This window comes from Terriglobia bacterium, assembly GCA_020072565.1.
Classification (GTDB): domain Bacteria; phylum Acidobacteriota; class UBA6911; order UBA6911; family UBA6911; genus JAFNAG01.
The window spans coordinates 131,948-157,389 of sequence record JAIQGI010000010.1; the positions used below are offsets into that span (position 1 = coordinate 131,948).

A 25,442-nucleotide genomic window follows, 5' to 3' on the forward strand; every position below is an offset into this window, starting at 1 on the left:
ATTGGAATTCCGCTGGAAACTCAGTGATTCAATCCAACAAAGGGCGGATCTCATGAAGGGACCAGGTGCGATTGTAGTCGCGAAGCCGGCGACGATGTTCGCAAAGCGGGGCGTCCCCATCCTGACTGCGTTTCTGCTGACTGCGGCGTTGATGGCAGATGACTGGAGGGAGAAGCCATTCGACTCATGGAATTGGCAGGATGTTATGAAGATTCTGTACAAATCACCTTGGATTTGTGTTTCGTCAACGAGCTTCAGCGCGCCGGCGGTGAGCTCTCGCGCACCGGCGGAGCACGACTATTCGCCATCCGCCTACAACAACTATCTCGTTCCGTTTTATTCAGTGCTCCGTTTGGTGACCGCCAAGCCAATCAGAGACGCCTACCTGCGCCAAGTTTTCTTCCAGGGGGCACAGGCTGGATGGGGGATTGACGTTAAGAACTTCGCCAATGACGCGACTAAGAATGGCCGGGAAGCACTGAAGCATTTTGCAAAATCCAATCCAAACGATATAATGGTTAAAGGGGATCCCGAACACATTGTGGTTTCCATCACGTTTTCACCGTCTTTTTTGTCTGCTCCACCAAGAATCAGTTGGTCGGGCGTGACCGTCTCGGATCCCCTCGAGGGCATCCAGCAATCTGACTTCTTGTCGGTAACCTTTTTGTCGACCAGGACCGGAAAACACATTGCTCTTGATCATTACCTGCCCCCGGGCAAGGATGGTCTGGGCGCCAAGTTCTTCTTCCCTCGCACGACACGGGACGGCACCCCATCCATTGTCAAGGAGGACAAGGAACTCCGTTTCGAGACTCGCATCAAGGGCAAGAGGATCCAGGCAAAGTTCGATCTTGCGAAGCTGAGCTACCAAAGCAAACTGGAACTTTAGCGCAAATGAGTGCACATTCGGATACAACCGCAATGAGATGGGTGTACTTTTCGCAACTGTGCGATCTGAGCCTATGTCGGAGCAACGCGCAGAGTCGACATAAGCTGTTCTGGCGGATTCTATAGGGATGGCCCTACCCTACCGCATCAATTGCCTTCGCGCTTCGCCTGCTGGCTGCCTTGAATGCGGATTGTAATCGCCTCACATGATGAAGATAATGCCAGATTATGTGCACCGCTTGAACTCTGATGCACAGTGGAGGCGTTCTTGGACGAGCTTACTTTCAGGGGTTGGACAGTTAAGTTTGACTTTGATGCGACCCGCTCCGAATATTCAAAGGCCCCTATTGGTGCTGCCGAACAATGCGGATGTTTAGAGTGCCAGAATTTCATCGCGGCACGAAACCTGGGACTGGTTTACCCAGACGAGATCATCCGGCTCTTTCATACACTCGGCATCGATGTTGCCCGCGAATGCGAACTCTATTCTATCGGAAAGGTTGCAACGGGCCGTCACGAGTACGGTGGGTGGTTTGACGTGGTTGGGCGCATCATCAGGGATGAAAACCAATCGACCGAGATTACGGCTGATTTTGAATTGATACCAGTTGTTCGCCCCGGACCCTTTACGCCGAGTCAGGGCTTCCCTGAACCGTCATTCCGACTGGAATTTCAAGTGAATGTTCCCTGGGTCCTGAATCGTTAATGTCGTAACCAGCAAATCCCCGGGGGCGACTTGTCCGGTTTCGCCGTTAACCGCCCGGAATGCCGATGTTTGACCTGTTGACTGGCCAAATATCAACTTCCCAGAACGCTGTATTTCGTCCGGAATGCCGGTTGTCCCGGTCTCTCTGAAATTCGCAGAACGCCGCTCGGGAGTTGGGATGATTGCCTTTCTACATCGGCTAGGGACGTGCGTCAAAGCTTTCCGGATTCTGAAAGCGATCAGCAATGTGTCGTCGCCGCTACTTCAAACGGTAGGGCCTCTCGAAAATCCATTTCTTGAGGTCTGGGAGCGAGATCATGCCGAACGAGTGCCAAGAATCACAATGCACTTTATCCGTTACATGGAATTCACAGCCCTGGAAGAAGTCTCCGTCTCGCGTTTTCATGTATATCGTGATGCCGTTGTCCTTTAGATTGAAGTCACGGACCACGATTTCCTGAACTCCGTGCCATTTGGTCTCGATCTCTTTGCGGAGTCCTGCCGCAACGCGCCGCTTCTCTTCATTGTCGGGTGACGGCTCCCAGAGTGGTATGGTGCGCAGATCAATGGTCGTAGTGCATCTCCTAATGGGTAAACCGCGGCGATAGTTGTCATACGTGTATTTTACGACGCATTTTTGCCAGTCAAGTTCAGCCGGGCACGAGCCACCACCTATCGGGCCATCTTCACTGAATAAATATGATATCCGCATTGTAGACACAGCCCCTGGCACCTCCTCCAGCATATAGAAACCAGTTAGTCGTCCTTGTTGCCAAACGTTTAGATGGATCTGTTGCAATCCTCTCCACGGATCCTCTTGTCCCATCCTTTCATAGGCGATAAAATACTTAAACCTCTCAAGTGCGACCGGATCGGGGCATGTTGGCGTTGATGCAGGCTTCTGAATTACTCCGAGGTCTAGCTCTTCGATTTGCTCAGGTGCTGCCCTTCCACCAGTCGCAAGCTCCTGCGCTTCTTGTCCTGCTCGCAGTGTATCAGTAGCAGAAACCGCGGCAAATGACAGACAGACAGTTCCGGCAATTCTGCATACAGATGAAGCACTGATCAACTCAGCCGTCCTCCCATCGAGTGCGATACGCGCCCTTCGTTATTTCCTTCAGAATATTACAATATCCAGATCACGTCAAGCGATCCTAATCAATCGGGCTGCATGCCCGCTGTAACTGAAACCTGGAAGAAGCGGCAGTCAATTGTCGTATAGTCTGCTACCAGGACAAGTTCATTTATGCACCGGTTCCGCTCCTATTGAGTACGATGAAGCACAGTTCAGTTATCGGCAGATGGGCAGTCCCAGAAATTCTCGGCCGTGGAGTCTAAAGACTCCTTCGTTGAGCGAGCTTGATCTGACCGAGCCCGGCCACACCCGTGATCAACGCAGCGACCAGCAGCACCTGAATCATCAAATGCATACCGTCCGGTGCCACGTGGTTGCCAAAAGAGGGCAAAATCTTCATCGTAGGACCTTGGGCATATTCAAGTTGGCCTTGTCAGAGCCCAGCGTACCGGATATTTCCAGGTTACTCCCCTGAGACGTTCGAGGAGATCAGGGTGGTAGCGTGGTGTTTCCGTGGCGGCATCTCCCATAACAGGACTTCAGGACAATAGCGATCTGGCGACGGTCAAAATCCTTAGGCATTGATCATAGAACGGCAGCAAGGTCAATGGCCGGGCGAGGGATTTGTCTGCCCCGCCATCCCTTTCTGGGTGTAAAATCCTGTCAGAGCAGCTCACAGCTGTGAATTAGAGAGGCCGGAAAGTCGACATGGTTGCTCAAGTGCGAACCTGAGGGCCCGTGAGGAGGGCAGACGAACGGACGCCTTGGCGTGGACTTCGATCGGAAACGCGGCTCGTCCTCCCTATCCGCTCCGCCGCTGATCGCGCTCAGCGTTGGTTTGGCTGCGATTTCCACCGCTCAGATGACAATGGAGAAGCTGCGAAACTTTTCGGGATGCGAAGTACACCTTACCAACATCCCAACCCCGGAGGGCGAGGCTGGGCTGAAGCGCCTGGGCGTGGATCTTGCGAGCGCCCCGCGTTTCTCCTCGCGCGATCTCCTCCCACAGACAGAGGAATTCAAGAGTCGACCTGCCACCGGAAATGAAGATGAGGCACTCATGAAAAAGATCATTGCTTTTTCGGCCGCATGCATTGCTCTTCTTTCCCTGTCCACATTGTCAGGTATGCAGGGGCAATCGGCAAACCAGGCGACCGTCGATTGGTCGCGCACGCATGCCATCCGACTTCAAACCACCGAGGCGCGCCACGGGTTTGCCGACATGCAGCCGCTCAAAAAGGTTATAGGAAACGCTCGAATTGTCTCCCTGGGAGAGGCAACCCATGGGACGCGCGAGTTTTTCCAACTCAAGCATCGCATGCTGGAGTTTCTCGTTACGAGGATGGGCTTCGACATCTTTTCGATTGAGGCCAATATGCCGGAAGCCTACCGCCTTAACGAATTCGTGCTGACCGGCAAAGGTGATCCGGCAGCGTTGCTCAAGGGCATGTACTTCTGGACGTGGAACACCGCGGAAGTGCTGGATATGATCCTGTGGATGCGTGACTTCAACAAATCGGGCAAGGGTAAAGTCGAGTTTACCGGATTTGACATGCAGACACCCGATGTCGCCATGGTGATTGCATCGGATTTCATCACCAAGTATGAGCCGGGCTATGCTGACATTGTGCGACGGGTGTGGGACGACGCCAAGGCGGCTTCGGCGTCATCGCAGAGCGGGCCCAGTTTCGGGCTGGCTGCGGGTTTTTCCCCCATAGCCGCCGTGGCTGGCAAGCAAGTGCGATTCAGCGGCTACATCAAGACGGAAGGCATCACTCGCGGCTATGCGGGACTCTGGTGGCGTATCGACGGCGCGAGCGGACCGCTGAAGCTCGACAACATGTCCGAACGCGGCCCGCGTGGTACTACACCCTGGACGCTCTACGAGATTTCCATGCTGGTGCCTGCCGACGTCAAGAACATCAATTTCGGTGTACTGCATCCTGGAGACGGCACTGCCTGGTTCGACTCGTTACAGGTTGAAATCGACGGCGTGCGCTACGCCAATTCAGAACTATTCGATTTCGATTTTGAATCCGGTGCGTTGAAGGGGCTGTTTGCATCCGGCGCCGGCTACCAGGTCGCGTTGGACAAAGAGGTCGCGCATTCCGGCAAGCAGAGCTTGCGCAGCAAGTACGTAGCGGGACCCGCCTCCGCTCAGCCCCAAAAGCAGGTAGAAGCGCGCCAAGCGGTGTTTGCCTGCAAAGAGGTGCTGAGCCACATGGAGTCCGGGCGCGAGACATGGCGGAAGGCAGGCGCCGCAGACAAAGATATTGACTGGGCCATCCAGAACGCACGCATTGTGTTGCAGAACACACTTTTATTGAAAAGACCACCGCCGCGCGCAAGAATCCGTCCATTCCGGTCAAATGACCGCAGACGGGCGTAGAATCCTGCCGGACCGGCGCACCGCTGTGAATCAGATAGACCGGTAAGTTGTCATGATCTCTCAAGTACGAACCTGAGGACCCGGGATGGTAGACGAGTGGAGCCCATAGCGCGGGCCTCGATTAGAAACGCGGCTGATGCCGGCAAAATAACATTTCCCAGGTCGGGACTTATGGCCCGCTTCGCGGAATTTATATCTACGGGTAGCGCGCGTCTACTTGGCCGACGCATGGTGGGGTAACTGTTCAGGGCCGCTTATTTCAACATCAGCAGACTGTATCCTGTTAATCCTACAATTCTGTCTGTTTTTTCTCGCCTCCTATTCGCAGCGCAACGCGACCATCGGATCGACTTTGGCCGCGCGGCGCGCAGGAAGATAACTGGCCACAAAAGCGACAACCATCAGCAACCCTGCGACACCGGCCAGGGTCGCTGGATCCGTCGGCGTAATGCCGAACAGCAGGGTTCCCATCAGACGTGTCAGGCCATAGGCGCCCGCCAAGCCGATTGCCAAGCCGGCCAAGGCAAGGCGCATGCCCTGCGCCAGCACCAAGCCCATGACGCTCTCCGTGTCGGCCCCCAGCGCGCGCCGTATGCCCATTTCCCGGGTCCGCTGCGCCACCGAATACGAGACTACGCCGAAGATCCCCACCGCAGCCAGCACGAGCGCCAGCGCGGCGAACCCACCGAGCAGAATCGTATTGAAGCGCGGCGCTGCCACAGACTCGGACACGTAGTCTTCCATCGTCTTCACATCCGAGATCGGTATGTCGCGGTCGAGCGCATGAATCTCGGCCTGAATCGTCCTGGCCAAAATTGTCGGATCTCCGCTGCTTCGAATCACGAGGTAGACTGGGCTTGTGGGGTGCTGCAGAGTCGAGAGAAAAACGCCGGGCTTGGGATCCTTGTCCATCGAGTTCTGGTGGACATCGCCTACGATGCCGACGATCTCGTAGGTGTCGTTGGGATAATCCCATTGGATGTAAAGTCGCTTGCCTATCGGGTCCTCCCCCCGATAGAACTCGTGCGCGAGTGTGCGGTTGATGACTACCGCGAGCGGCGCCCCCTTGCGGTCCCGCTCAGTGAATACGCGTCCGCTCTGCAACGGAATGGTCATGGCTGCGAAGTAGCCGGGCATCACGCAGAGCACTTCGGTCATGGGCTCCTCGCCGTGCCTGGGCCGGGGATGATCTGCGCGCCAGAAACCCGTGCCAGGAATGCTGCGGCCCAATGGGAGAAAATGGCTCGTGCCGGCAGCCTGGACACCGGGCACCGCGCGCACGCACTCCAGCATGCGGGAATTGAAGTTGAGGAATTCCTGAGCGGTGCGGAAACGTCCTTGCTCGGAAAGCTGCATGGACAACACATGCGGCGCGTCGAAACCCGGGTTGACGCTCGTCAGGCAGGCGAAGCTGCGGATCAGCAGTCCAGCGCAGACCAGCATCATCATCGTAAGCGCCACTTCAACGACGACGAGCGCGTTGCGACCGAAACTGCGCCCAACCGTGACCCGGCATCCGGCGTTCCTGAGCGCATCCTGCACGTCGGTACGCGCCGCTTTGAAAGCGGGAGCGAGACCGAACAGTATACCTGTGGCGAGCGACAAGGCCGTCGTGAACAAGAACACCGTCGTGTCGATTCGAATCGTCTTCAGGTTCACGTAAGTGATGGTATCGGGGAGCGCGGCAACGAGCGCGTTCATCGACCAGATGCCGATCAGCAGCCCGAGTGTTCCGCCGATCGCGGCAATGAGTGTGCTTTCGACCAGCAGCTGCCGCGCAATGCGCAGCACGCCCGCGCCCATGGCCGCCCGCACGGCAATCTCGCGTCCACGCCCTGCGGCACGCATCAACATGAGATTTGCGACATTGGCGCAGGCGATCAACAACACGAGTCCGACCGCGCCGAACAGGACCAGGAGCGGCGTGCGCACGTCGCCGATCACTTGTTCCCGCAGGCTGACCACTCTGATCTCCCACTTGCTGTTGAAGTCCGGGCGCTCCCTCCGGAGCTGCGGCATAAGCATGTCCATGTCAGCCTGGGCGCCGGCCACGGTGACGCCGTCGCGAAGTCGCGCGACGGTAAGCAGGTATCGGCCGAGCCCCAGTGATAGCAGGGTGGCTCGATCGAGAGCCATTGGCTGCCACAGATCGGCTTTCGTGAACGGAAAACGAAAGTCAGCGGGCATGACGCCGACAATCGTGGTGTTGCGGTTATTGATCCTAATTCGGCGCCCGAAAACGTTCGGATCGGCGGCGTAACGGCGCCGCCACAGGCCCTCGCCCAGTATGGCAACATTGTCGTTGCCAGGGGTGTCCTCCGACCGTGTGAACCAGCGACCGAGGATCGGCTTGACGCCGAGAATTTGAAAAAAGCCGTCGGAAACAATGAGCCTGTTCACCTGCTCCGGCTCGCCTTCGTCCGCAAGGCTCGCTCCTGTTTCCACAAGAGCGGCAATACGCTCGAAGGAATGATTCCGCGCCTGCCAATCCAGAAAGTTTACTGGATTAACGACGTTGGTTTTACCCGTCTGCGGGCTCTGCTCCCACACCATTACCAGGTGATCAGGATCTTCATACGGCATGCGCTGGAGCATGACAGCATTTACGACGCTGAAAATCGCCGTGTTGGCGCCGATACCGAGCGCGAGTGCGAGCACTGCCACGGACGTAAAGCTCGGATTTCGGCGCAGCAAGCGTCCGGCGAACCGGAGATCCCGCATCAGGTCCACAATGAGATTCATGCGTCGCATGTCGCGGCATTCCTCCTTGTGCTGCTCGATCCCACCCAGTTCGCGCAGGGCCGTGCGGCGAGCATCCTCGGGAGGCATCCCCTGTGAGACGTGTGCCTCAATCTGCTTTTCGAGATGGAAGCGGAGTTCGTCGGTCAACTCCTGCTCGACGCAATTCCTGCGAAACAGCGAACGGAATCGAAGCGGCAACTTGTATAACCATCGCATCATGTTGATCCCACCTCACATGGTTTCCAGGACAAGACCAATGGCTGCAGAAAGCCTCTGCCAGTTGGCTCGCTCCCGCTCCAGATACCTCCGCCCGGACGGCGTCATCGAATAAAACTTGGCCCGGCGGTTATTGTCGGACTCCCCCCACCTGGCTCTGATCCATCCGCTTTGTTCGAGTCGATGCAGAGCGGGGTAAAGCGCTCCCTGATTCACCTGAAGCACGTCTCTTGATACCTGCCGGATGCGTTGGGCGATCCCCCAGCCGTGCATCGGTTCAAGGGCGATCGTCTTGAGAATCAAAAGGTCCAGCGTGCCTTGGACCAAATCGGTCGGTTTGCTCATTCTCTCTCCCATCAGTTACTGACAACAACTGTATGGTTCTTCCTAGACAGATGATTGCCCAAAATGGTGCCGACGAAACTGCCAGCGCGTCCTGCTGTCGGCCCAAGGACTACCCCTTCCACTGCCTGAGCGTCCGCCGCAGTTTTGAAACGCACTGATGTGTCGAGGTCGTAATCGGGGAATTCAGCAGTCAGTTGCCAGTATCCATCAATCCAACCAGGCTTCGCATTGCTTTGCGCCTTGATTCTGGGAACGGAGGGGATAGCGAGAATGAGAAGACAGCCTACGAGGCATTGGAAGATAAATGACTTCCCGCCGGGATTAGTGGCACGAGGCAAATAGGATTCGTTCATCCTGTCATTTCCTTTCGAGATTAGTGCCAAGACGGCTTCCAAGGCGGTTGAAAAAAGACCGCAAACCGTTCCGCAATTATATCCTTTGATTTCATGGTTTAGATGTTTTGATCTGCTGCCGGGTTCAATCGGAGCGGGTAGCGGTTGGTAAACGGATCACTCGTACATTCCACAATCCGAAGCGGTGTGTGGCGATGGCTCGGGCCACGTTCCGGCAGCGCCCTCCCACACGCGGGATCCGGGCGCCCGCTTCTGACCGCTGCCGCCGCCCGGAGCTTCTACATCAACCCCAACGGCTGGGGCTCGATGTCTCCACCATCGCAGCCCATCGCCGGGCGGCCTGTGCCCTTGAGCGATTCCTTAAGAATCATAGCCGGGGCCGCCAGGCGACCCGCACTCTTTCCACAGCTTTTCCCAATTCCAGATCCCGTACGCCACCTCGTTCGGCAACGGGAATCCGAGCTGATGCGCGAGCATACACACCTGCCCGCGATGGTGGGCTTCGTGAGAAAGCATGTAGCACAGCATTTCCAGGCCAACCGGCCAAGGCGAAGCCCATCCGTCTCTGCGAAACTTCTCGACGCGGCCCCCACAACCGCCGAGCGCTTCAGCGAGCATCTCCGCGCAGCGAGCGGCGCTCTCGGCCAATCCCGCACGGGCCTGCTGCGGCGTGCAGTGCGCGCGGTTGAGCAGTCGTGGAACCTTCAAGTGCGGAGCTGTAAGCCTGACCCACTTGGAGCGGACATTGTGAATGTGCGTGAAGATCGCCGCAATGGTGCGGGCCTTGCCGGGCGGTTTGGCTCTCCAGGCCGTAGGGTCGAGATGTTCGATAAGAATCTGGTTCATGCGATCATTGGCGGCAAAGATCTGGACTGCGGCTTGGCCGAGTTGAGTGTGAACCTTGTGTTGACGCGTGGTCACGGCTCCCTACTCTTTGACCTACAATACTTCCGGGCCGTCGGGTGCAGCGCGTGGTTAGAGGCCCTCATGTTCGAGGATGACGTTCAAGCCTCTTCTCTTGATCCATCGCAAGAAGATGCCTCTGCAGTCCTGGTCCATTATGGGTCCAACCTTCGGCAGGTTGGCTGGATTAAACGTAACCTCATAGATGTACTTGAAGGAGCGCGCGCCGCAGACAACGCTGCGGATCTTCGCACGGAGCATCGCGTTTTCGCACATGGGGCAGGGCCAAAGCGTCGTATACACGGTGCAATCGGGGAAGGTGTGCTGCCCGAGCAGGCGCCCCGCCTCTCTGAGAACCAAGACCTCGGCGTGGGCCGTAGGATCGTGTAGCTCGGATTCTCGATTTCCCGCGCGTGCGACTATTCTGCCATCTTGGATCAGAACCGCACCCACTGGACATTCACCGCGGTCATAAGCCGCCTGCGCTTCAAGGAGCGCTTCTCTCATGAGGGCAAGGTCATCCATGGACGCTCCGTCGCCCGGTCGTAGTGACGCCCGAGCCACAGCACAACGGTCAGCCAGAATCGTATGTTTGGAGACAAAGGGTGCGACTCCAGGGCGCGTTTGAGTTCTGTATAGAGCAAATCCCACGTTGCCGGCGAGCATACCCCGAGAGGGTATCCGAGTCAATGGAAGACGATGTTCTTCTTCTTCAGCCAACACATGGGAACCGCTGGCAGAGGCACTTCTCGCCGACCCACGGACTCGCAGTGAACGCTATCCCAATCGGATTCATTTAGAATCTTGGGATTCGGCAACTTCTGGGATACGCGATTGCAGATATTTGGAAAACAGTTGAAGAAGCAGCTTATTGAGCGCCCGACGACGTTTCTGTTGGGGCAGGTCGACACGCTGCCGCTTGGAGGCTTTGACAGTTCGCCGAACGCGATGGCGCAGGGACCGACCCGCCGCGCGCGGCGAAGCGCATGTGAAGTACCTGAACGAGGTGCCCGGCGCGAAGCACGCGATCTTCATCGTGCCGGAGTGCGGCCACAACGATCGGTGCATGTACACGACCTACAAGGTTGTGCCCTACCTCTTTCCGGGAGTTGCCGAGGTGAAGTAGGGCCCGCGCTGCTCGATGACGGGCTCGGGGCTCACCGGGCCCGTGTGGAAAACGAGGGCCAGCAGAAGGTGGTCGAGCTGGAGCAGGCCGGCAACGACGTTGCCAACCGCGGAAACATCGCGATGCTCTTCCTGGACTGCAGGCTCTTCGTCCGCCGCAATGGCAGTTGCACAATAGCTATAATGTCTGAGCCCAGCGGCGGCGTGCTCTTTGCGCCGGCCGCTGGTGCGACTAGTTAGACGCCAAGCCTTAATTTGCGTCTAATTCTTATCTGATAAATTTTCTGCAGCGCTCGTCGGCGATACCCATTCTGCATCGAACATTTGGCGAATGCGTCCAAGCACATCATCTGGGTTCTGCCCCTCACGCTGATACGCTTGCGCAGCATGCCGCGCCACATCTGCAAGAAGAAGTCCCCATGCTCCAGGGTCCCTCCAACATGTCCGCATGGTTAGTTGCTGAGGGGCTCCGGGAACGGCCCAAACGCGCAGTATTTCGACAGCCCTTTGATCTGTCGTAGCTATGGGCGGTAGTTCCAATCCTGAATTACTCTTGCGCCTTCCGAACAAAATAGCACCTCCCGTGCGTGTAATTAGTCCATGGCCCTAGTACGAGTTTTCATATCAATGAGCCAAGGCAGGGGCGAAAGGCCTTGAATGCAATCATTTTCTGTTGCCCTTCAGGGCTCTTTGCTCCACGAATCCTTTCCGGGGGCAGCGCGCTGCGGCTAGCCTGTGACTAACACTTTCCGGGGCCCAATAAGTGGGCACCGTCTGGCAGCCGGTGCCCACTTGAGATAAATGCCCGGAGGCGCCGTCCGGCGGCCGGCGCCCACGACGACACCCCTTAGTCACAGGTTATTCAATCCGACACCGTCTCTAGTTGCCGTTCTTGGCGGCCTTCTTCGCGGCCGCGGGCTTCGCGGCGGCTGGGGCGGCCTTGCCAGCCGGTTTGGCGGGCCCAGAGGGGCTCACCGTCATGCTGGCGCGGCGTCCGGTGGTGATCGAGAAATGCTCGATCCACTTTGCGGCGATTTCGTTCGCGCGCTTGATGGTGTCGGGCTTCGGAGACTTTGCGCCCGGCGCGGCGATCAGCACAATGCCGGTGTTGAACTTCCGCTGCGACTTATCGGGCGTCGGTGTGCGAAGTCCCTCGGCTGCGATCACATCGTTCACCGTGATCTTGGTCCGGTCGGCCTTGAAGATCGGGGGGCCGTTCGCATCGCGTCCGGCGGGCACCAGGTTCCGCAGGAGAAAGAAGTCGGGCACTTCCGCCGGCGTGGCCAAGCCCATCAGGTAAAGCTCGAGGTACGACCAGCCGGTGGCCGGGACATAGTAGTCGTCGTCAAGCTGGGTGAACGTGCCGTCAAAGTTGTCCTGCCAGACACCGCCGCCCATCAGCGAAGCTTCCACCGTGCGTTTGTAGGGGAAGGCGACGGGCGCCTGCAAGCCGCGCTGCCAGTGCGTCGGCCCGAGTTCGATCAGGTCATTGCCGACCTTGGCGCGCACAAAGGCGCTCCAGCGGTGGCCCAGCTCGTGCGCGACCTGCGACATGGCGTAGTCGTAGCCGGTCATCGGCCCGCCCGCGCGCGGTGCGATCACGCCTTCGGGAGAACGCTCCTGCATCTGGTTTGAACCGGAGTATACCGGCTGGATCCATTCCCATTGGAAACGGCCCTGGCTGCAATAGGCCGCGGGGTTACCATTCCTGTCGCGCAGGCCCTGGACGCTATAAGGACCGGTATCGCCGCCGCGCGGACCGTTGCTGGAGGTGCCCGCCTCCGGGTCGTCAATCCGGAAGTCGGAGTAGTAAACCAGGAAGTCGAAGTTGTCGCCCAATCCCTGGATCACTGTGCACGGCAGGTCCCGCATCATCGTAGTCTTCGAAACGTAATGGAACGACTCGTAGACGATCGGGAACGGGCCTTCCTTTGCGGTGATCGAGGAGAGGTCCACTTCGGGGCTATGGAGCCCGGCCAACTTCACCGCTTGCGGCGCCAGTTCGTCCACCGTGGTCGGCGTGATGCGCTGGCCGGCCGAAGCGGGCTGGGCACCCTGGGCCGCTGCAGGAGCGGCCGGGCGGGTGCTGACGTCCGCCGCCACGGTGATCGTGCCCGCCTTGGCCAGCTCCGCCGGCAGGATGCCCTGGATCGAAATGGTGTTTCCTTCAACCTTTACGGCCGGCGATACGCCCGGCCCGGAAGCCGCGTAGCCGGTGGGAGCGCCGCCGCGGTTGCCGCCCCGTCCCATGCCGCCCGCGCGAACCACCCAGACGACCGGTTGAACGGCCGGCGCAGCCTTCGCGGTTTTCTTAATTGCCGGGGCGGCAGCCTTGCTCGACGGGGTGAACGTCACCCGATAAGTAACGCCTGCCGCGCCCGGATCGCCCGCCTGAAGCGGAGCGCCGCGCGTGTCGAGCGCAACCTTCAGGAACATGCCGCCGACAGACGACAGCTTCACGTCCTGAATATTGAGGTGACCGGCGACCGCCGGGTTCTCCTTGCCGTTCAGCGTGGCGATCGCTTGCTCGGCGCCGCCCGTTGCCATCGGGTACAGCCCGACGTTGGCGTCCTTGGCGTTGAGCGTCTCGTACGACATCTCAACCGACCCGTCCTTATAGAGGACCGCTTGGAAACGGTTGCCGGTCGGGACCCAGCTCCAATCCTGAATTCCGCCGTACGGCTCGGTGACATCCCACGTGATCACAACGCGATCGTCCAGTTCCTTCACGTAGCGGCTGGGCGTATTCGGCTTGGCTTGGAAGCGCAGCCTGAAGAAAACTAGGATGGCCGGCTGGGTGTTTACCAGCGTGCGCGCGACGTCCTGCAATTGCGCGAAGCGATCCCCAACAGAGATGCCGCCGCCCATGCCGCCGCGACCGCCGCCCTGTGCCCCGCCCGCGCCTCCGCGACCTTGCGCGCCTGCACCGCCGCGTCCGGCGGCGCCTGCTTCCGTCGTGGTCGGGAAGGCGATCGATCCGTTCACGCCGACCGTCAGCGAATCCCAGTTCTTGCCGGAGAAGGGGAACGTGAACTTCTTCAGCGCGATCTGCGCGCCGCTCAGTTCGGCACCGAAATCGGCGTCCCACTTCAGCGGCAAGGTCTCGACGCGGTAGCCCGCCCCGTCGGGAGTGAACTTCACCGTGCGCTTCGTCAGATCGAACAGCGTTTCCTTGCCGAAGGCGCCCTCGTCCAGAGTCATGTAGATGAGGTTCCCCACAGCGCGTACTTTGCCGACGGAATGCCCCGTGGGCTCCTGGAATCCCTGCGCGTGGAGCGGATTGTAAGAGAGGAGAAGTAAGAGAGCGATCAGAGCTGCGCTGCTCAACAAAGCCCGACTGGTTTTCATCGTAGCACACCTTTCGATGGTTGCTGGATCGAAGTACGGAGAAACGCGTGCATTTTGTCATGGGCAGGGGCCGGGCGCAACTCTTACGGCGGGGTCGTGCAGCGCTTATGTGTGCGCCGCTGAATGTTTATGGCACTCGGTCTCCCTAAATGATCGACGAAACATCAGTCCGGCAAGCCGGTTGGTCCGGAGCAGCTGCCCGACAACGATCGGGATTATTTCCTGGCAAAAAAATCCTCCAGAACCTTTTCGAGTTTCTCGCCTTGTATCAGCCACTCGCGCCTAATAATAGTGCCGTCAGCGTTGGCAAGATATGCAGTCGGCAATGAGGATGCAAACATACGATTTGCTGTGCCTCCCTGGAATCGGCAACGTGCCGGGCCCTACAATCTTGTCAGTGGCTGACTTGGCCAGTTCAAAACCGCGACCTGTATCGTTGGTTCTCTGTTTCAGGACAAAACAAATCTGGAAATCCTAAAAATTGACACTTGGCGCTCCCAGGCTCAAAGCTATTCCTGTTCATTCTGCGATTTCCTGCGTGTGATGCTACAATCGCCGTTGGTTTGGTCAACAACCGGTGGGGCACCTGGTGCCCCATGGCCATGAGGTCTTCCCGCACATGAGATACCCGTCCCGACAACAATCAGAAATGTCGGACAGCATTCATGAATCCCAGGGGAGCGTCGAGAGGCACAGCGCGGCTATGAGGTTGCCGTATGTCGAAAATACGGGCGGGAACCCCGCGTTGGTTTCGCCCGCGGTGCCGCTTTCTGAGCTCGAGGTGCTGGTGGTCGACTGCCAGGCCACTGCGGCGGCTCCGTGCGGGCAGCTCCTGGAGATCGGGTGGGCGCGCGCAGGCAAGGCCATCACAGACCTGCGCGCATGCCTGATTGCGCTTCCGAAGAGAGAGCGCATTCCGCCAGCCGTTGTGCGCATTACGGGCATCTCCGACGGCATGGTGCGCAAGGGCATCGAGGCTGGGCTTGCCTGGCGCGAACTATCCGGCACAGCCTCGAAACTCGCGCAACAGCCGGCGCCAACCGTCATCCACTTCGCCCGATTTGAGCAGCCGTTTCTCAGTGCCCTGGCCGGCGGCGCGACTCCGTTCGACCTCGTTTGCACCCATGAAATCGCACGGCGGCTCTTACCTGATTTGCCACGTTGCAGCCTGCGTGCCCTCACGGGCTATTTTGGCCGCGCGGTCGGTGAATTGCGCCGAAGTGCAGACCACGTGGAGGCCACGGCCTTTATCTGGCGGGAGTTGGTGTGCCTGCTTGAGGAAGAAGGAGTTGCAACGTGGACGGCGCTTCAGGAATGGTTGGCTGCACCCGTCGCCTCGGCGAAGAATCCGCGCCGCGTCTGGCCGATGCCGCGGGACGTGCGGCTGTCCTTGCCCGATGCCCCCGGTGTTTACCGCATGCTTCGGACGAGCGGCGACATCCTCTACGTCGGCAAGGCATCGTCCCTCCATCATCGGGTCAACAGCTATTTCCGGAAGCAGGGCGGCATCGCCGAACGGATGCTCGAGATGCTGTCGCAAGCGCGCGGTATCTCATACGAACTCACGCCGAGCGCACTTGAGGCCGCACTCCTCGAACCTGATGAAATCAAGCGGCACCGGCCGCCCTACAATATCGCGTTCACTATCAAGGATCGCACGCTTTGGTTCGCGTCCGCGGACCTCGGATCGCGCAGCGCGCGACCATCGACGCGGTGTCCACTGGGACCGTTCCCATCGGTTGAGGTGCTCGACCAATTCGCGGCACTCGCCCGCGTCGACCGCGCCGCGCTCGGGCCCGTCCGTCGCGGTCCGGACGCAGATACGTTCAAAGCAGGCTATGCGCGACTGTGTGCCGCACACGCCGAGATGTCGCGTAGTGACCTCGCCGCCCATGCCAGGCTGCTGCGGCTGGGCACGCGCCTTTGGCGGGAAGGCCGTCGGGACCACGACGGAGCCGAGGACGAGGTTGATGGTACTGGCCGGGGCGTTGCTTCGTGGACCCCGGAGCTCGTACAGGTTTCATTGGAGTGGGTCGCGATGCGCGCGGCACTCGCGCGGCATCGTGCGACCTGGCTGACCCGTCTGGCCGATGCAGCCGTATTGTGGAGCGAGAGAGGCGCTGCCGGCGCAAGGCTGATCGTCATCGAAAATGGAGAGATCGTCTTCAAGGCCTCCGTCGACTCCGGCGCGACACCTCCGGTTCCGCCCGGCCATTCGCGCCCGGTCGATGCGCGTCGTAAGGCTATCAACCTGGAGCGCTTCGACCGTTTGCGGGTATTGAGCAGCGAGCTCAAGCGCCTGGTTGCGGGGGGCGCGCCGGTGGCGGTCCGCTTCGGCGTCACCCCGGCGCTGGCGGGAACACGGCTTGTACACGTGCTTTCGTGGGTTTGACATGCGCGTCTTATTCGTTTCGGACACGCATCTCGGCTTCGACCTGCCCAGTCGTCCCCGCGTCGTCCGGCGCCGCAGGGGGGAGGACTTCTTTCGGAACTTCGAGCGAGCCCTCGAACCCGCGCGCGCCGGCGAAGTGGACGTGGTGGTCCACGGCGGCGACCTGTTTTACCGAAGCCGCGTTCCCGCCTGGCTTGTAGAGGCGGCGCTCGAGCCGCTCAAGCGAATTGCGTCTTCCGGAGTGCCTGTCGTGCTCGTTCCCGGAAACCACGAACGGGCACGCATACCCTATCCGTTGCTTGCCTTGCACCCGCACTTGCACATCTTCGATCGTCCGCGATGCTTTATGCTCGAGGCCCGCGGAGTTCGTGCCGCGTTCATCGGGTTCCCGTATGAAAACGAGATCCGCTATCGGTTTTCGAAGATATATGTCGATGCATGCCGCGACGCATCCGGGGCAGATGTCCGCGTGCTTTGTCTTCATCAATGCATCGAGGGAGCGACGTGCGGCCCGGGCAACTTCACATTCCGGCTCGGCGCCGATGTGATCCGCGCCGCCGACGTGCCGAGGGACGCGGCAGTGGTACTGAGTGGACACATTCACCGCCACCAGGTACTGCAACTGCCCGGGCGCCCGCCGGCGATATATGCGGGGTCGGTCGAGCGGACGTCCTTCGCGGAGGAGCCGGAAACAAAAGGCTTCGTCGTGCTGCACTTGACACGAGCCGGTCTCGAAAATTTCGAGTTCCGGCCGCTTCCCGCGCGCCCCATGGTCACCAGGACGATCTCCTTTGATGGTATTGCGATACCGGAAGTCCACGCTCGAGTTGCGGCGGCCGTCGAATCGACTCCGGACGACGCTGTTGTGCAGATCAAGGTCGTTGGGGTGATCCCCGCAGTCCTTAATGCCGCGATGCTGCGGTCGGTTGCCGGCGCTCGCACCGTGACGCTGGCGTATCGCCGAGCGGACCGAGAGGCAACCAGGAACTGTTTTGGGACGAGAGCAATTGGCAGCTCTCGAGCAGTCCCTGCCATGACAGAAAAACGGTCTCAAGGGATCACAGGTGGGGGCGAGGGACGGGATAGATGACACGCGATTCCGCGGTCTTCAAGCTGCCGTCGGTGCAGTCGCTCAATTGAATGATTCGTGATCGCGCCTTCAGATTCGACCGCACCTCGACGTACGCGAACGATAGCCTGTCGATAAAACTGGGGAAGTTCTTTCCTCTCCTGGCCGCCTCCGCGGCGCGGAAGGATAGGTAAAATTGGCTGCCTTTTGCGGCGGTTCCTTCGCGGGTTGCGCCGCTTCAGTCCACTTGTCCAGCTTCCGATAAAAGCCAATTGTTAACTTCGGGGCTTCGGCCCCAGCTAAGCAGCATTTTATAGCCAACCTGTGTTCCCGGATCCAGTTTTCTTGCTCACCTACCAGGAAACGGGGTGGACGCCCCCGAGTTTTACGAGGACAGGAATCCTGGCCTTACTTTAAACGCTGAGCGTCCTTTCCATCCCAGCCCGAGTAAAGCACTTTCAAGACTTCTGGTAAACGTTTCCCCCAAGACGCGGCATCATGCTTTCCGCCTTCATCTACAACAAAGACAATGCGCGATTTTGGCGCGTTCTGCTTGACCGCAGCTACCAAGCGATCGTGCAGGGCGCGGCCCTGGTTTACAATTGTCTTGTCAGGGCTTTCTTCACTCCCGACTCCTATACTGATAATCGCCGGCCAATGCTTGCACGACTCGCAATCCTTCAAGAGCCGATTGTCGGGCCCAATCCAAAGAGGCGTGCTTTCAAGCAGGAGTCGGCCAAATGCATTCGGCATTTTTATGGCGCAATAAAGGGCACAAGTTGCTCCAAAGGAGAATCCACCAAGACTCGTGTGAGAAGCACCAGTCCGGGTCCGATAGGTGTGGTTGATCAGCGGCATCACCTCTTTGCTCAGAAACAGAGGATAGAGTTGACCCTGGGGATGAGGAGGATCCGGCTCATACGTCATTCCGGGAAATCCAGTGTCGGGATAAGGCAGAAACTCATTTGCCCGGTCGGCGGCGGGATTCTTTGATTCCAGCGTTGAGCCGCCATTATCGATTCCCACGACAATCATGGGCGGTAGGGCGCCAGCCCGGATAAGTGGCTCGATGATCGCTTTGATGTTAATGGCCCTTGGCGAAAACGTCGCGATTCCATCGTGGAAGTAAAGGACCGGATAATGGCGCTCGCGATTCACCGGCTCTGTGTAGCCAGCAGGAAGTAGCACGCGCAGGCTGCGGGTGTTGTGGAAAATCTTGCTCTTCAGGACGACCAAGTCGATGCTGGGGTCGGGCGGCGGCCCCTGCGTATCCAACAGCAACACAGCGAGGGATACGAGTAAACAGTTCACAAGCAGTTTCATGTCAATTCCCCGTCGGACAGGAACACCATTTCCTCGAACCCCCCAGATTATTCAATAGCCTCTTATACTAGACGTAAAGGCAACACCTCCGGCCAAAAAAGAAGGAGGGACGGTCGCCAGTGTCCCCACCGTTTGGAGCCGTGGAGTTTGCGGCGGAATAGGGGACTGACGACGGCAACGTTTTGACCAGACAAGATTTGAACAGTTCTTCACGCTTCAGATTCCGGCTCACAGCAGCGTGGGCGTCGCGGCCCGACGGCGTCCGTCCAAGGCACCAATCACAAAAAGGTGCAAAACGTGGAAAACGTGGACACCCACTTTCCCCCGCCGAAGAAGCAAAGAACGGCGGGTGTACACGTCCCACCGCTTAACCTCGATCAGAGCCGGGTCGGCGATTATTGGGGAGTTTCCGCTCTGACAATTATCGGCCGCCTCCGCCCCGGGGTCACGTTCCAGCAGGCACGCGCCGAAACCCGCCTTCTGCTCCCCCGGATCGCGGCGATGTTTCCGTGGAAAATGCCTGACAGCATGTGGAAGGCGGCGAGTGTGATCCCGCTGCAGAATGACCTCGTGGGCGATGTGCGTGTCAAACTGCTCATTCTTCTGGGCGCGACCGCTCTGATCCTCTTGATCGCGTGCGTCAACGTTGCGAACCTCCTCCTGGCCCGGGCTGCAGCGCGGTGGAGGGAGATCGCGCTGCGCGCGGCGCTCGGCGCGGGATGCTGGCGCATCTTCCGGCAACTTCTGATCGAGAGCATCCTGTTGGGGCTTTGCGGCGGGGCGCTGGGACTGGTGTTGACCGGAAACGGCATTTCGTTGTTGAAGGCCCTCCTCCCGGCCGATACGCCGCAAATGGCAGGGATTGAAATCGACTGGCGCGTGCTCGGCTTTGCGGCGGCGGCCGCCCTTTTCACAGGACTTGTCTTTGGCCTCGTACCGGCCATTCACCTTTCGAGGGTCGACCTGAGCACGGCCATCAAAAGCGGCGGCCGGAATACCGGCGAGGTTTCGAGCCATCGGCTGCAAGGACTGCTCGCGACCGCGGAATTCGCGTTGGCAGTGGTCCTGGTCGTCGCAGCCGGTCTCCTCGCGAAGAGTCTGTGGCAATTGTCCAGAGTCAATCCCGGATTCGAAACGCAGTCGATGCTCAGTGCCCGGATCACTCCAAACCAGGGGTATTGCAGCGAACCTGGGCGTTGCGGGGCCTTCTACACTTCCCTTCTCGATCGTGCCCGTTCATTGCCCGGAGTGCAGGACGCTGCGATGGTGAATGTACTCCCTCTCAACGGCAGGGTCAGCGGTTTTGCCTCCGACATCGAGGATCATCCCAGGCCTGCCGGCGATCCAGCGCCGATGCTGTTCGAGAGTGTAATCACTCCCGACTATCTGCATGTCATGGGGATTCCGCTTTTGCGCGGCCGGCCGCTGACCGATTCGGATACACGGCCTGATGCGGCGCCGGTCGCGCTGATTACCGCAGCCACGGCGCGCAAATACTGGCCCGACCGCGACCCCATCGGCAAGCACATCAAGCCGGTGTTCGTAAAGGATTGGATCACAATCGTAGGAGTAGCAGGCGATGTCGCGCAAAACAGCTTGGCCGCACCGTCGGCTGACTGGAGCGACGGCGCGATCTACGTGCCTTATGGAAACTCGACCTTGTTCACGCCGCGACACGGCAGGCAACTGCCGACGGCCATGACCCTGGTATTGCGCACGGCAATCGATCCTTCCATCATCGCCGGATCGCTTCCTTCGGTCGTCTCGAGCCTGAATAGAGAAGCTCCCGTAAGCGAAGTCCAGACTTTCAGCACACTGGTTTCCAGTTCCGTTTCCGGCCCTCGCTCGACCACGGCGTTGTTTGCATCCTTCGCCCTCCTCGCACTCGTGCTTGGCTCTGTTGGCCTCTACGGCGTAGTTTCCTATTCCGTCGCTTCGCGCGCCTCCGAAATCGGCCTGCGAATGGCCATGGGCGCAAGGCCGATCGACATCATGAGCCTGGTGATCGAACAGGGGCTCCGGATCGCGCTCACCGGGCTGTCCGCGGGAATTGTGGGAGGCCTGGCGGCCACAAAGCTCATGAAGAGCCTTCTCTTTGACGTCAGCGCAACGGATCCCCTGATTTTCGTGGCAGTATCGGCTCTGCTCACCGCCGTGACCCTAGCGGCATGCTATGCTCCGGCACGGCGCGCGACAAGAATAGATCCCATGGTTGCACTGCGCTGCGAATAATGCCTTTCATCGCAACCGATTCAGGTTCTGTTACCCCCCTGCGCACGACGTAGAGCCTATTGCCGGGGCGGAGGAGCTTTCAAGGTCACCTTACGGACGCGGTTGTTGAATGTATCCGCGATGAACAGGTTGCCCGCCGCATCCACTGCTACGCCACCTGGCTGAAAGAGTTGAGCGGAAGTCGCCGGACCGCCGTCTCCGCTGAAACCCATGGTTCCGTTTCCTGCCACCGTGCGGATGATCCCGTCGGGAGTCACCATGCGGATCCGGTTGTTAGCATAGTCGGCGATGAACAGGTTGCCCGCCGCATCCACCGCTACCCCGTGAGGGGCAGCCAGCTGGGCCGAGGTCGCCGGGCCTCCATCCCCGCTGAAACCGCCGGTTCCATTTCCCGCCACCGTGCTGATGACCCCGCCGGGCGTCACCTTGCGGATGCGGCAGTTATCACGGTCGGCAATGAAAAGGTTGCCGGCGGCATCCACCGCCACGCCATACGGTCCGTGGAGCTGGGCGGAGGTCGCCGGGCCCCCGTCACCGCCGTAGCCTACGACGGTTCCATTTCCCGCCACGGTGCTGATCACACCGGCGGGTGTCACCTTGCGGATGCGGTTGTTACCGGTGTCGGCGATGAACAAGTTGCCCGTCGCATCGACCGATACGCCGCCCGGACTACTGAGCTGGGCGGAAATTGCCGCGCCGCCGTCGCCGCCAAAACCCCCGACGCCATTTCCAGCTACGGTGCTGGCGACCCCGCCGGGCGTCACCTTGCGGACGCGGTTGTTATCGCTATCGGCGATGAACAGGTTGCCCGCCGCATCCACGGCTATGCCGCTCGGACCAGGGCCGTAGTTGCCCATGTTTGCGGTGCCGGTCACGGTGCTGATCACGCCGTTTGACGCCACTTTGCGAACACGGTGGTTTTCAGAGTCGACGATAAAGAGGTTGCCCGATGAATCCACTGCCACACCGCTTGGGGAAGCAAGCTTGGCGAAAGTCGCAGGGCCGCCGTCGCCGCTATAGCCCCGGTTTCCGTCTCCCGCCACGGTCGTGATCAATCCATCGCGTGTCACCTTGCGGACGCGGTTGCTATAGAACTCCGCGATGAACAGGTTGCCCGCCGTATCCAAGGCAACGTCGCTTGGGCCATTGAGCTGAGCGGAGGTCGCAGGGCCGCCGTCGCCGACGTAACCCCGGGCGCCGCCTCCGGCCACCGTGCTGATCACTCCGGTCGGCGTTACCTTGCGCACGCGGTTGTTGCCGAAATCGACGATGAACAGGTTGCCCGCGGTATCCAGCTCCATCCCTGCCGGGCCATTGAGTTGTGCGGAAGTGGCAAGGCCGCCGTCGCCACTGAATCCGCGGCCGCCATTTCCGGCCACCGTGCTGATCACCCCCTCAGGCGTCACCTTGCGGACGCGGTTGTTGTCGCTATCAGCGATGAACAGGTTGCCCGCTGCATCCACCGTCCTCGGGTGATAGAGTTGGGCGGAAGTGGCAGGGCCGCCGTCGCCATTGAAACTCTGGATCCCCATTCCGGCCACGGTCCTGATGACCCCGTCGGGAGTCACCATGCGGACACGTTCGTTGCCCGGGTCGGTGATGAACAGATCGCCCACGGCGTCCACCGCTATCCCAAATGGGACAACGAACTGGGCCGAAGCCGCCGGGCCGCCGTCTCCGCTGAAACCGCGGCTTTGACCTCCCGCCACCTTTGTGATCACGCCGTCAGGCGATACTCTGCGCACGCCGGTGTTCTCAGCGATGAACAGGTTGCCCGCGACATCCACGGCTACGCCATTTGTGGATGGCAGCCCGACCGAAGTCGCCGGGACGCCGTCGCCACGGAACGGCTGGGTCCCGCCTCCGGCGATCGTGCTGATGACCCCGTCCGGTGTCACCTTGCGGACACGCATGTTGCCTGAGTCGGCGATGAACAGGTTGCCGGCTTTATCCATCGCCACGCCAAATGGGCTCGAGAGCTGCGCTGATGTCGCCGGGCCGCCGTCCCCACCATAACCATTCCTTCCGATACCGGCCACCGTGCTGATGACTCCGCCGGGACCCACCTTGCGGACGCGGTTACCATTGGAGTCGGCGATAAACAGGTTGCCCGCTGCATCCACAGCCACGCCTGACGGAGTCGAGAGTTGGGCTGAGGTCGCTGGGCCGCCGTCCCCCAAAACGCTGCCCCCACTACCGGCGGCAGTGCTGATCAAACCACCGGGCACCACTCTGCGCACGCGGCGGTTGCCATAGTCCGCGATAAACAATATGCCCGCCGCATCCACCGCGATGCCGCTTGGATCATTGAGCTCTGCTGAGGACGCCGGGCCGCCATCGCCGTTGAGACCACGGCTTCCATTTCCGGCCACCGTGCTGATCACGCCCCCGGGCGTCACCTTGCGCACGCGCTGGTTGCCATAGTCCCCTATAAACAGGTTGCCCGTCGCATCTACTGCGACACCGTGCGGCTGATTGAGCTGTGCCGATGTCGCCGGGCTGCCGTCCCCGCTGAAGCCGGGATGTCCATTTCCGGCTACCGTGCTGATCACGCCCTCAGGCGTCACCTTGCGGATGCGGCCGTCACCTGAGGCGATAAACACGTTGCCCCGCCCATCCACCGCTAGGGCAGTCAGGACTGCGAGTTGGGCAGCGGGTGCCGGGCCGCCGTCCCCATTGACACCACCATGTCCGTTCCCTGCGACGGTGCTGATAACGCCCTGTGGCGTCACCTTGCGCACGCGGAAATTGCCCGTGTCGGCTATGAACAGATTGCCCGCTGCATCCACTGCTACGCCGCTTGGCCGGTTGAGTTGTGCCGAAATCGCCGGGCCGCCGTCCCCGCTGAACCCCTGGCCGGAGGTTCCTGCAACCAAACTGATCCTGCCGTCTGCCGTAACCCGGTACACCCGGTTTTGATGCGGGCTTGCCACATAGAAACCACCGGTGCCATCCGCAGCAACCGCGGTCGGAAACTCAATGGCCTGTGTATTCGCCTGCGCGCCATTTACGGGCATCGCGGGACCTGCGTAGGTTGTGATGATCCCGGACTGCGCTAAGCCGTTTGAGCTCCATTGAACGAAAATACACAAAGCCAAACTTATGCGATTCAGCGACCTCATGGATGATTCCTCCAGGGGTACGGAACTCATCGAGCGGATTCACACGAAACGGTACTTTGCCGATTTTATCGCAGTCGAACCGATGCGGACATGAGAATGTCACCGGCAGAATCATTGGTGTCTTGGCGCCATCATTATGTGCGCAAGTCGCCACTGATTCGAGATCGAGCGCATTTCCCGAGTTCCGTAATACGTACAGCTCCCCCTCCGGCCGCTATTCATATTTCAGAGCGACGGAGGGATCCACTCGGGCTGCGCGGCGGGCCGGGATCAGGCTGGCCACGACCGCGGTTGCGAACAGGGTTGCGGAGACGACGACGAGCGTGAGCAAGTCCGTGGGCGTGACGGCGAACAAGAGAGTCTTAAGATACCCCGTCAACAAGAACGCGCCGCCGATCCCGAGGGCGACTCCGAGCAGGGCGAGCAGCGCCGCCTTTCTGAGAACCATGCCGACCACATCCGCGGCCTTCGCGCCGAGCGCCATGCGAATGCCGATCTCATGGGTCGTCTGCGCCACCGAATAGCTGATGAGACCGTACAATCCGATGGCCGCCATCGACACCGCGACAAACGCGAAAAAACCGAACAGGCCGAGATAGAACCTCGTCGTTGCGATGTGGGGCTCGTAGAGGTCATTCCGATACGGCTACGGCAAGCCGCCTCATCGGGAACTCGCACGGATGCTGTCGGACCGGGACGAGCAGTACCTCGGCCGGCTCCGGGAATGTTCTCGATATTGTGAGAACCTGATCCGCATTCCAAAACGAACTGGTGCCGGCTCTACTACGGCCGGCAACGCGGGCGAGGCGGCGATGCCCAAGCCTCTCCGGCCCGCATCTTTCCGGCGCTGGACTTCCGGGCCGCCCTGTGCACCCACGTGCCGGATTCGGGACAGCAGCTGGTCAGGTATTACGGAGCTTTTTCCAATGCGCGCCCGGTTTCAGCTCGCGCTCCCGCAGCCGGAGTACAGCCGCTGCGCCAGGACGATTCCGACAGCGGCGCCCAGTTCGCGCGCGGCCGCAGGCGTTCGTGGGCCCGGTTGATCAAGAAAGTGTACGAAGCGGACCCGCTCGTTTGCCCCCGCTGCTCCGGCGCCCTTAAGATCATCAGCCTGATCGGCGACGGCCCGGTGATTGAAAGGATCCTGCGCCACCTGAAGCTGTGGCACCGGCCCGAGCGTCCGCCGCCGCGCCCCGCCGGGCGAGCGATCCAAT

Annotated in this window: 19 protein-coding genes; 8 read left to right on the forward strand and 11 right to left on the reverse strand. The window is 59.9% G+C overall.

Annotated elements, in window-relative coordinates; translation table 11 throughout:
* Window positions 1-52 precede the first annotated feature (52 nt).
* Together LAP85_08390 and LAP85_08395 are read left to right on the forward strand one after the other, a co-directional pair.
* On the forward strand, window positions 53-889 hold the full coding sequence (locus LAP85_08390) for a hypothetical protein (protein MBZ5496407.1): 837 nt from the start codon (window positions 53-55) through the stop codon (window positions 887-889).
* Window positions 890-1,156: 267 nt separating this feature from the next.
* Window positions 1,157-1,594, forward strand: a complete 438-nt coding sequence (locus tag LAP85_08395) for a hypothetical protein (GenBank protein ID MBZ5496408.1) — start codon at window positions 1,157-1,159, stop codon at window positions 1,592-1,594.
* Window positions 1,595-1,853: 259 nt separating this feature from the next.
* On the opposite strand, the gene LAP85_08400 is transcribed toward LAP85_08395, so the two are convergent.
* Window positions 1,854-2,663, reverse strand: a complete 810-nt coding sequence (locus tag LAP85_08400) for a hypothetical protein (protein MBZ5496409.1) — start codon at window positions 2,661-2,663, stop codon at window positions 1,854-1,856.
* Window positions 2,664-3,438: 775 nt separating this feature from the next.
* Between LAP85_08400 and LAP85_08405 the strand changes: the two genes are divergently transcribed.
* A complete protein-coding gene (locus tag LAP85_08405; protein ID MBZ5496410.1) occupies window positions 3,439-5,058 on the forward strand; it encodes a DUF1846 family protein in 1,620 nt (539 codons plus the stop codon).
* Window positions 5,059-5,376: 318 nt separating this feature from the next.
* Here LAP85_08405 and LAP85_08410 read toward each other — a convergent pair whose 3' ends face one another.
* From LAP85_08410 to LAP85_08430, 5 genes are all read right to left on the reverse strand, one after another.
* A complete protein-coding gene (locus LAP85_08410) occupies window positions 5,377-8,019 on the reverse strand; it encodes an ABC transporter permease (GenBank protein ID MBZ5496411.1) in 2,643 nt (880 codons plus the stop codon).
* A 12-nt stretch (window positions 8,020-8,031) separates the two neighbouring features.
* Entirely contained in the window at window positions 8,032-8,361 is a 330-nt protein-coding gene (locus LAP85_08415; GenBank protein ID MBZ5496412.1) for a PadR family transcriptional regulator, read from the reverse strand.
* An 11-nt stretch (window positions 8,362-8,372) separates the two neighbouring features.
* Window positions 8,373-8,714 carry a hypothetical protein gene (locus tag LAP85_08420; protein ID MBZ5496413.1) on the reverse strand — a complete coding sequence of 114 codons (342 nt, stop codon included), beginning with the start codon at window positions 8,712-8,714 and terminating at the stop codon, window positions 8,373-8,375.
* Window positions 8,715-9,074: 360 nt separating this feature from the next.
* Window positions 9,075-9,635, reverse strand: a complete 561-nt coding sequence (locus LAP85_08425) for a DinB family protein (protein ID MBZ5496414.1) — start codon at window positions 9,633-9,635, stop codon at window positions 9,075-9,077.
* Window positions 9,636-9,689: 54 nt separating this feature from the next.
* On the reverse strand, window positions 9,690-10,142 hold the full coding sequence (locus LAP85_08430) for a nucleoside deaminase (GenBank protein MBZ5496415.1): 453 nt from the start codon (window positions 10,140-10,142) through the stop codon (window positions 9,690-9,692).
* Between the two features lie 403 nt (window positions 10,143-10,545).
* On the opposite strand from LAP85_08430, the gene LAP85_08435 reads away from it, so the two are divergent.
* On the forward strand, window positions 10,546-10,743 hold the full coding sequence (locus LAP85_08435; GenBank protein ID MBZ5496416.1) for a hypothetical protein: 198 nt from the start codon (window positions 10,546-10,548) through the stop codon (window positions 10,741-10,743).
* A gap of 260 nt (window positions 10,744-11,003) precedes the next feature.
* On the opposite strand, the gene LAP85_08440 is transcribed toward LAP85_08435, so the two are convergent.
* Complete coding sequence (locus LAP85_08440; GenBank protein MBZ5496417.1) at window positions 11,004-11,312, reverse strand: DUF5076 domain-containing protein; 309 nt, start codon at window positions 11,310-11,312, stop codon at window positions 11,004-11,006.
* A gap of 309 nt (window positions 11,313-11,621) precedes the next feature.
* Window positions 11,622-13,943: a hypothetical protein gene (locus LAP85_08445; GenBank protein ID MBZ5496418.1), complete on the reverse strand. Its 2,322-nt coding sequence runs from the start codon at window positions 13,941-13,943 to the stop codon at window positions 11,622-11,624.
* A gap of 766 nt (window positions 13,944-14,709) precedes the next feature.
* Here LAP85_08445 and LAP85_08450 point away from each other — a divergent pair.
* Window positions 14,710-16,482, forward strand: coding sequence for a hypothetical protein (locus tag LAP85_08450; protein MBZ5496419.1), 1,773 nt, complete (start codon window positions 14,710-14,712; stop codon window positions 16,480-16,482).
* A 1-nt stretch (window position 16,483) separates the two neighbouring features.
* A complete protein-coding gene (locus LAP85_08455; protein MBZ5496420.1) occupies window positions 16,484-17,572 on the forward strand; it encodes a metallophosphoesterase in 1,089 nt (362 codons plus the stop codon).
* 387 nt (window positions 17,573-17,959) lie between these two features.
* Here the strand turns inward: LAP85_08455 and LAP85_08460 are convergent, their stop codons facing one another.
* Window positions 17,960-18,874, reverse strand: coding sequence for a hypothetical protein (locus LAP85_08460; protein MBZ5496421.1), 915 nt, complete (start codon window positions 18,872-18,874; stop codon window positions 17,960-17,962).
* Window positions 18,875-19,171: 297 nt separating this feature from the next.
* Between LAP85_08460 and LAP85_08465 the strand changes: the two genes are divergently transcribed.
* Window positions 19,172-21,106, forward strand: a complete 1,935-nt coding sequence (locus LAP85_08465; GenBank protein ID MBZ5496422.1) for an ADOP family duplicated permease — start codon at window positions 19,172-19,174, stop codon at window positions 21,104-21,106.
* 56 nt (window positions 21,107-21,162) lie between these two features.
* Here LAP85_08465 and LAP85_08470 read toward each other — a convergent pair whose 3' ends face one another.
* Entirely contained in the window at window positions 21,163-24,123 is a 2,961-nt protein-coding gene (locus LAP85_08470; GenBank protein MBZ5496423.1) for a hypothetical protein, read from the reverse strand.
* Between the two features lie 319 nt (window positions 24,124-24,442).
* Complete coding sequence (locus tag LAP85_08475) at window positions 24,443-24,784, reverse strand: FtsX-like permease family protein (GenBank protein MBZ5496424.1); 342 nt, start codon at window positions 24,782-24,784, stop codon at window positions 24,443-24,445.
* Window positions 24,785-25,063: 279 nt separating this feature from the next.
* Here LAP85_08475 and LAP85_08480 point away from each other — a divergent pair.
* Window positions 25,064-25,442: IS91 family transposase (locus LAP85_08480; protein ID MBZ5496425.1), on the forward strand; the 379-nt coding region annotated here is incomplete at its 3' end.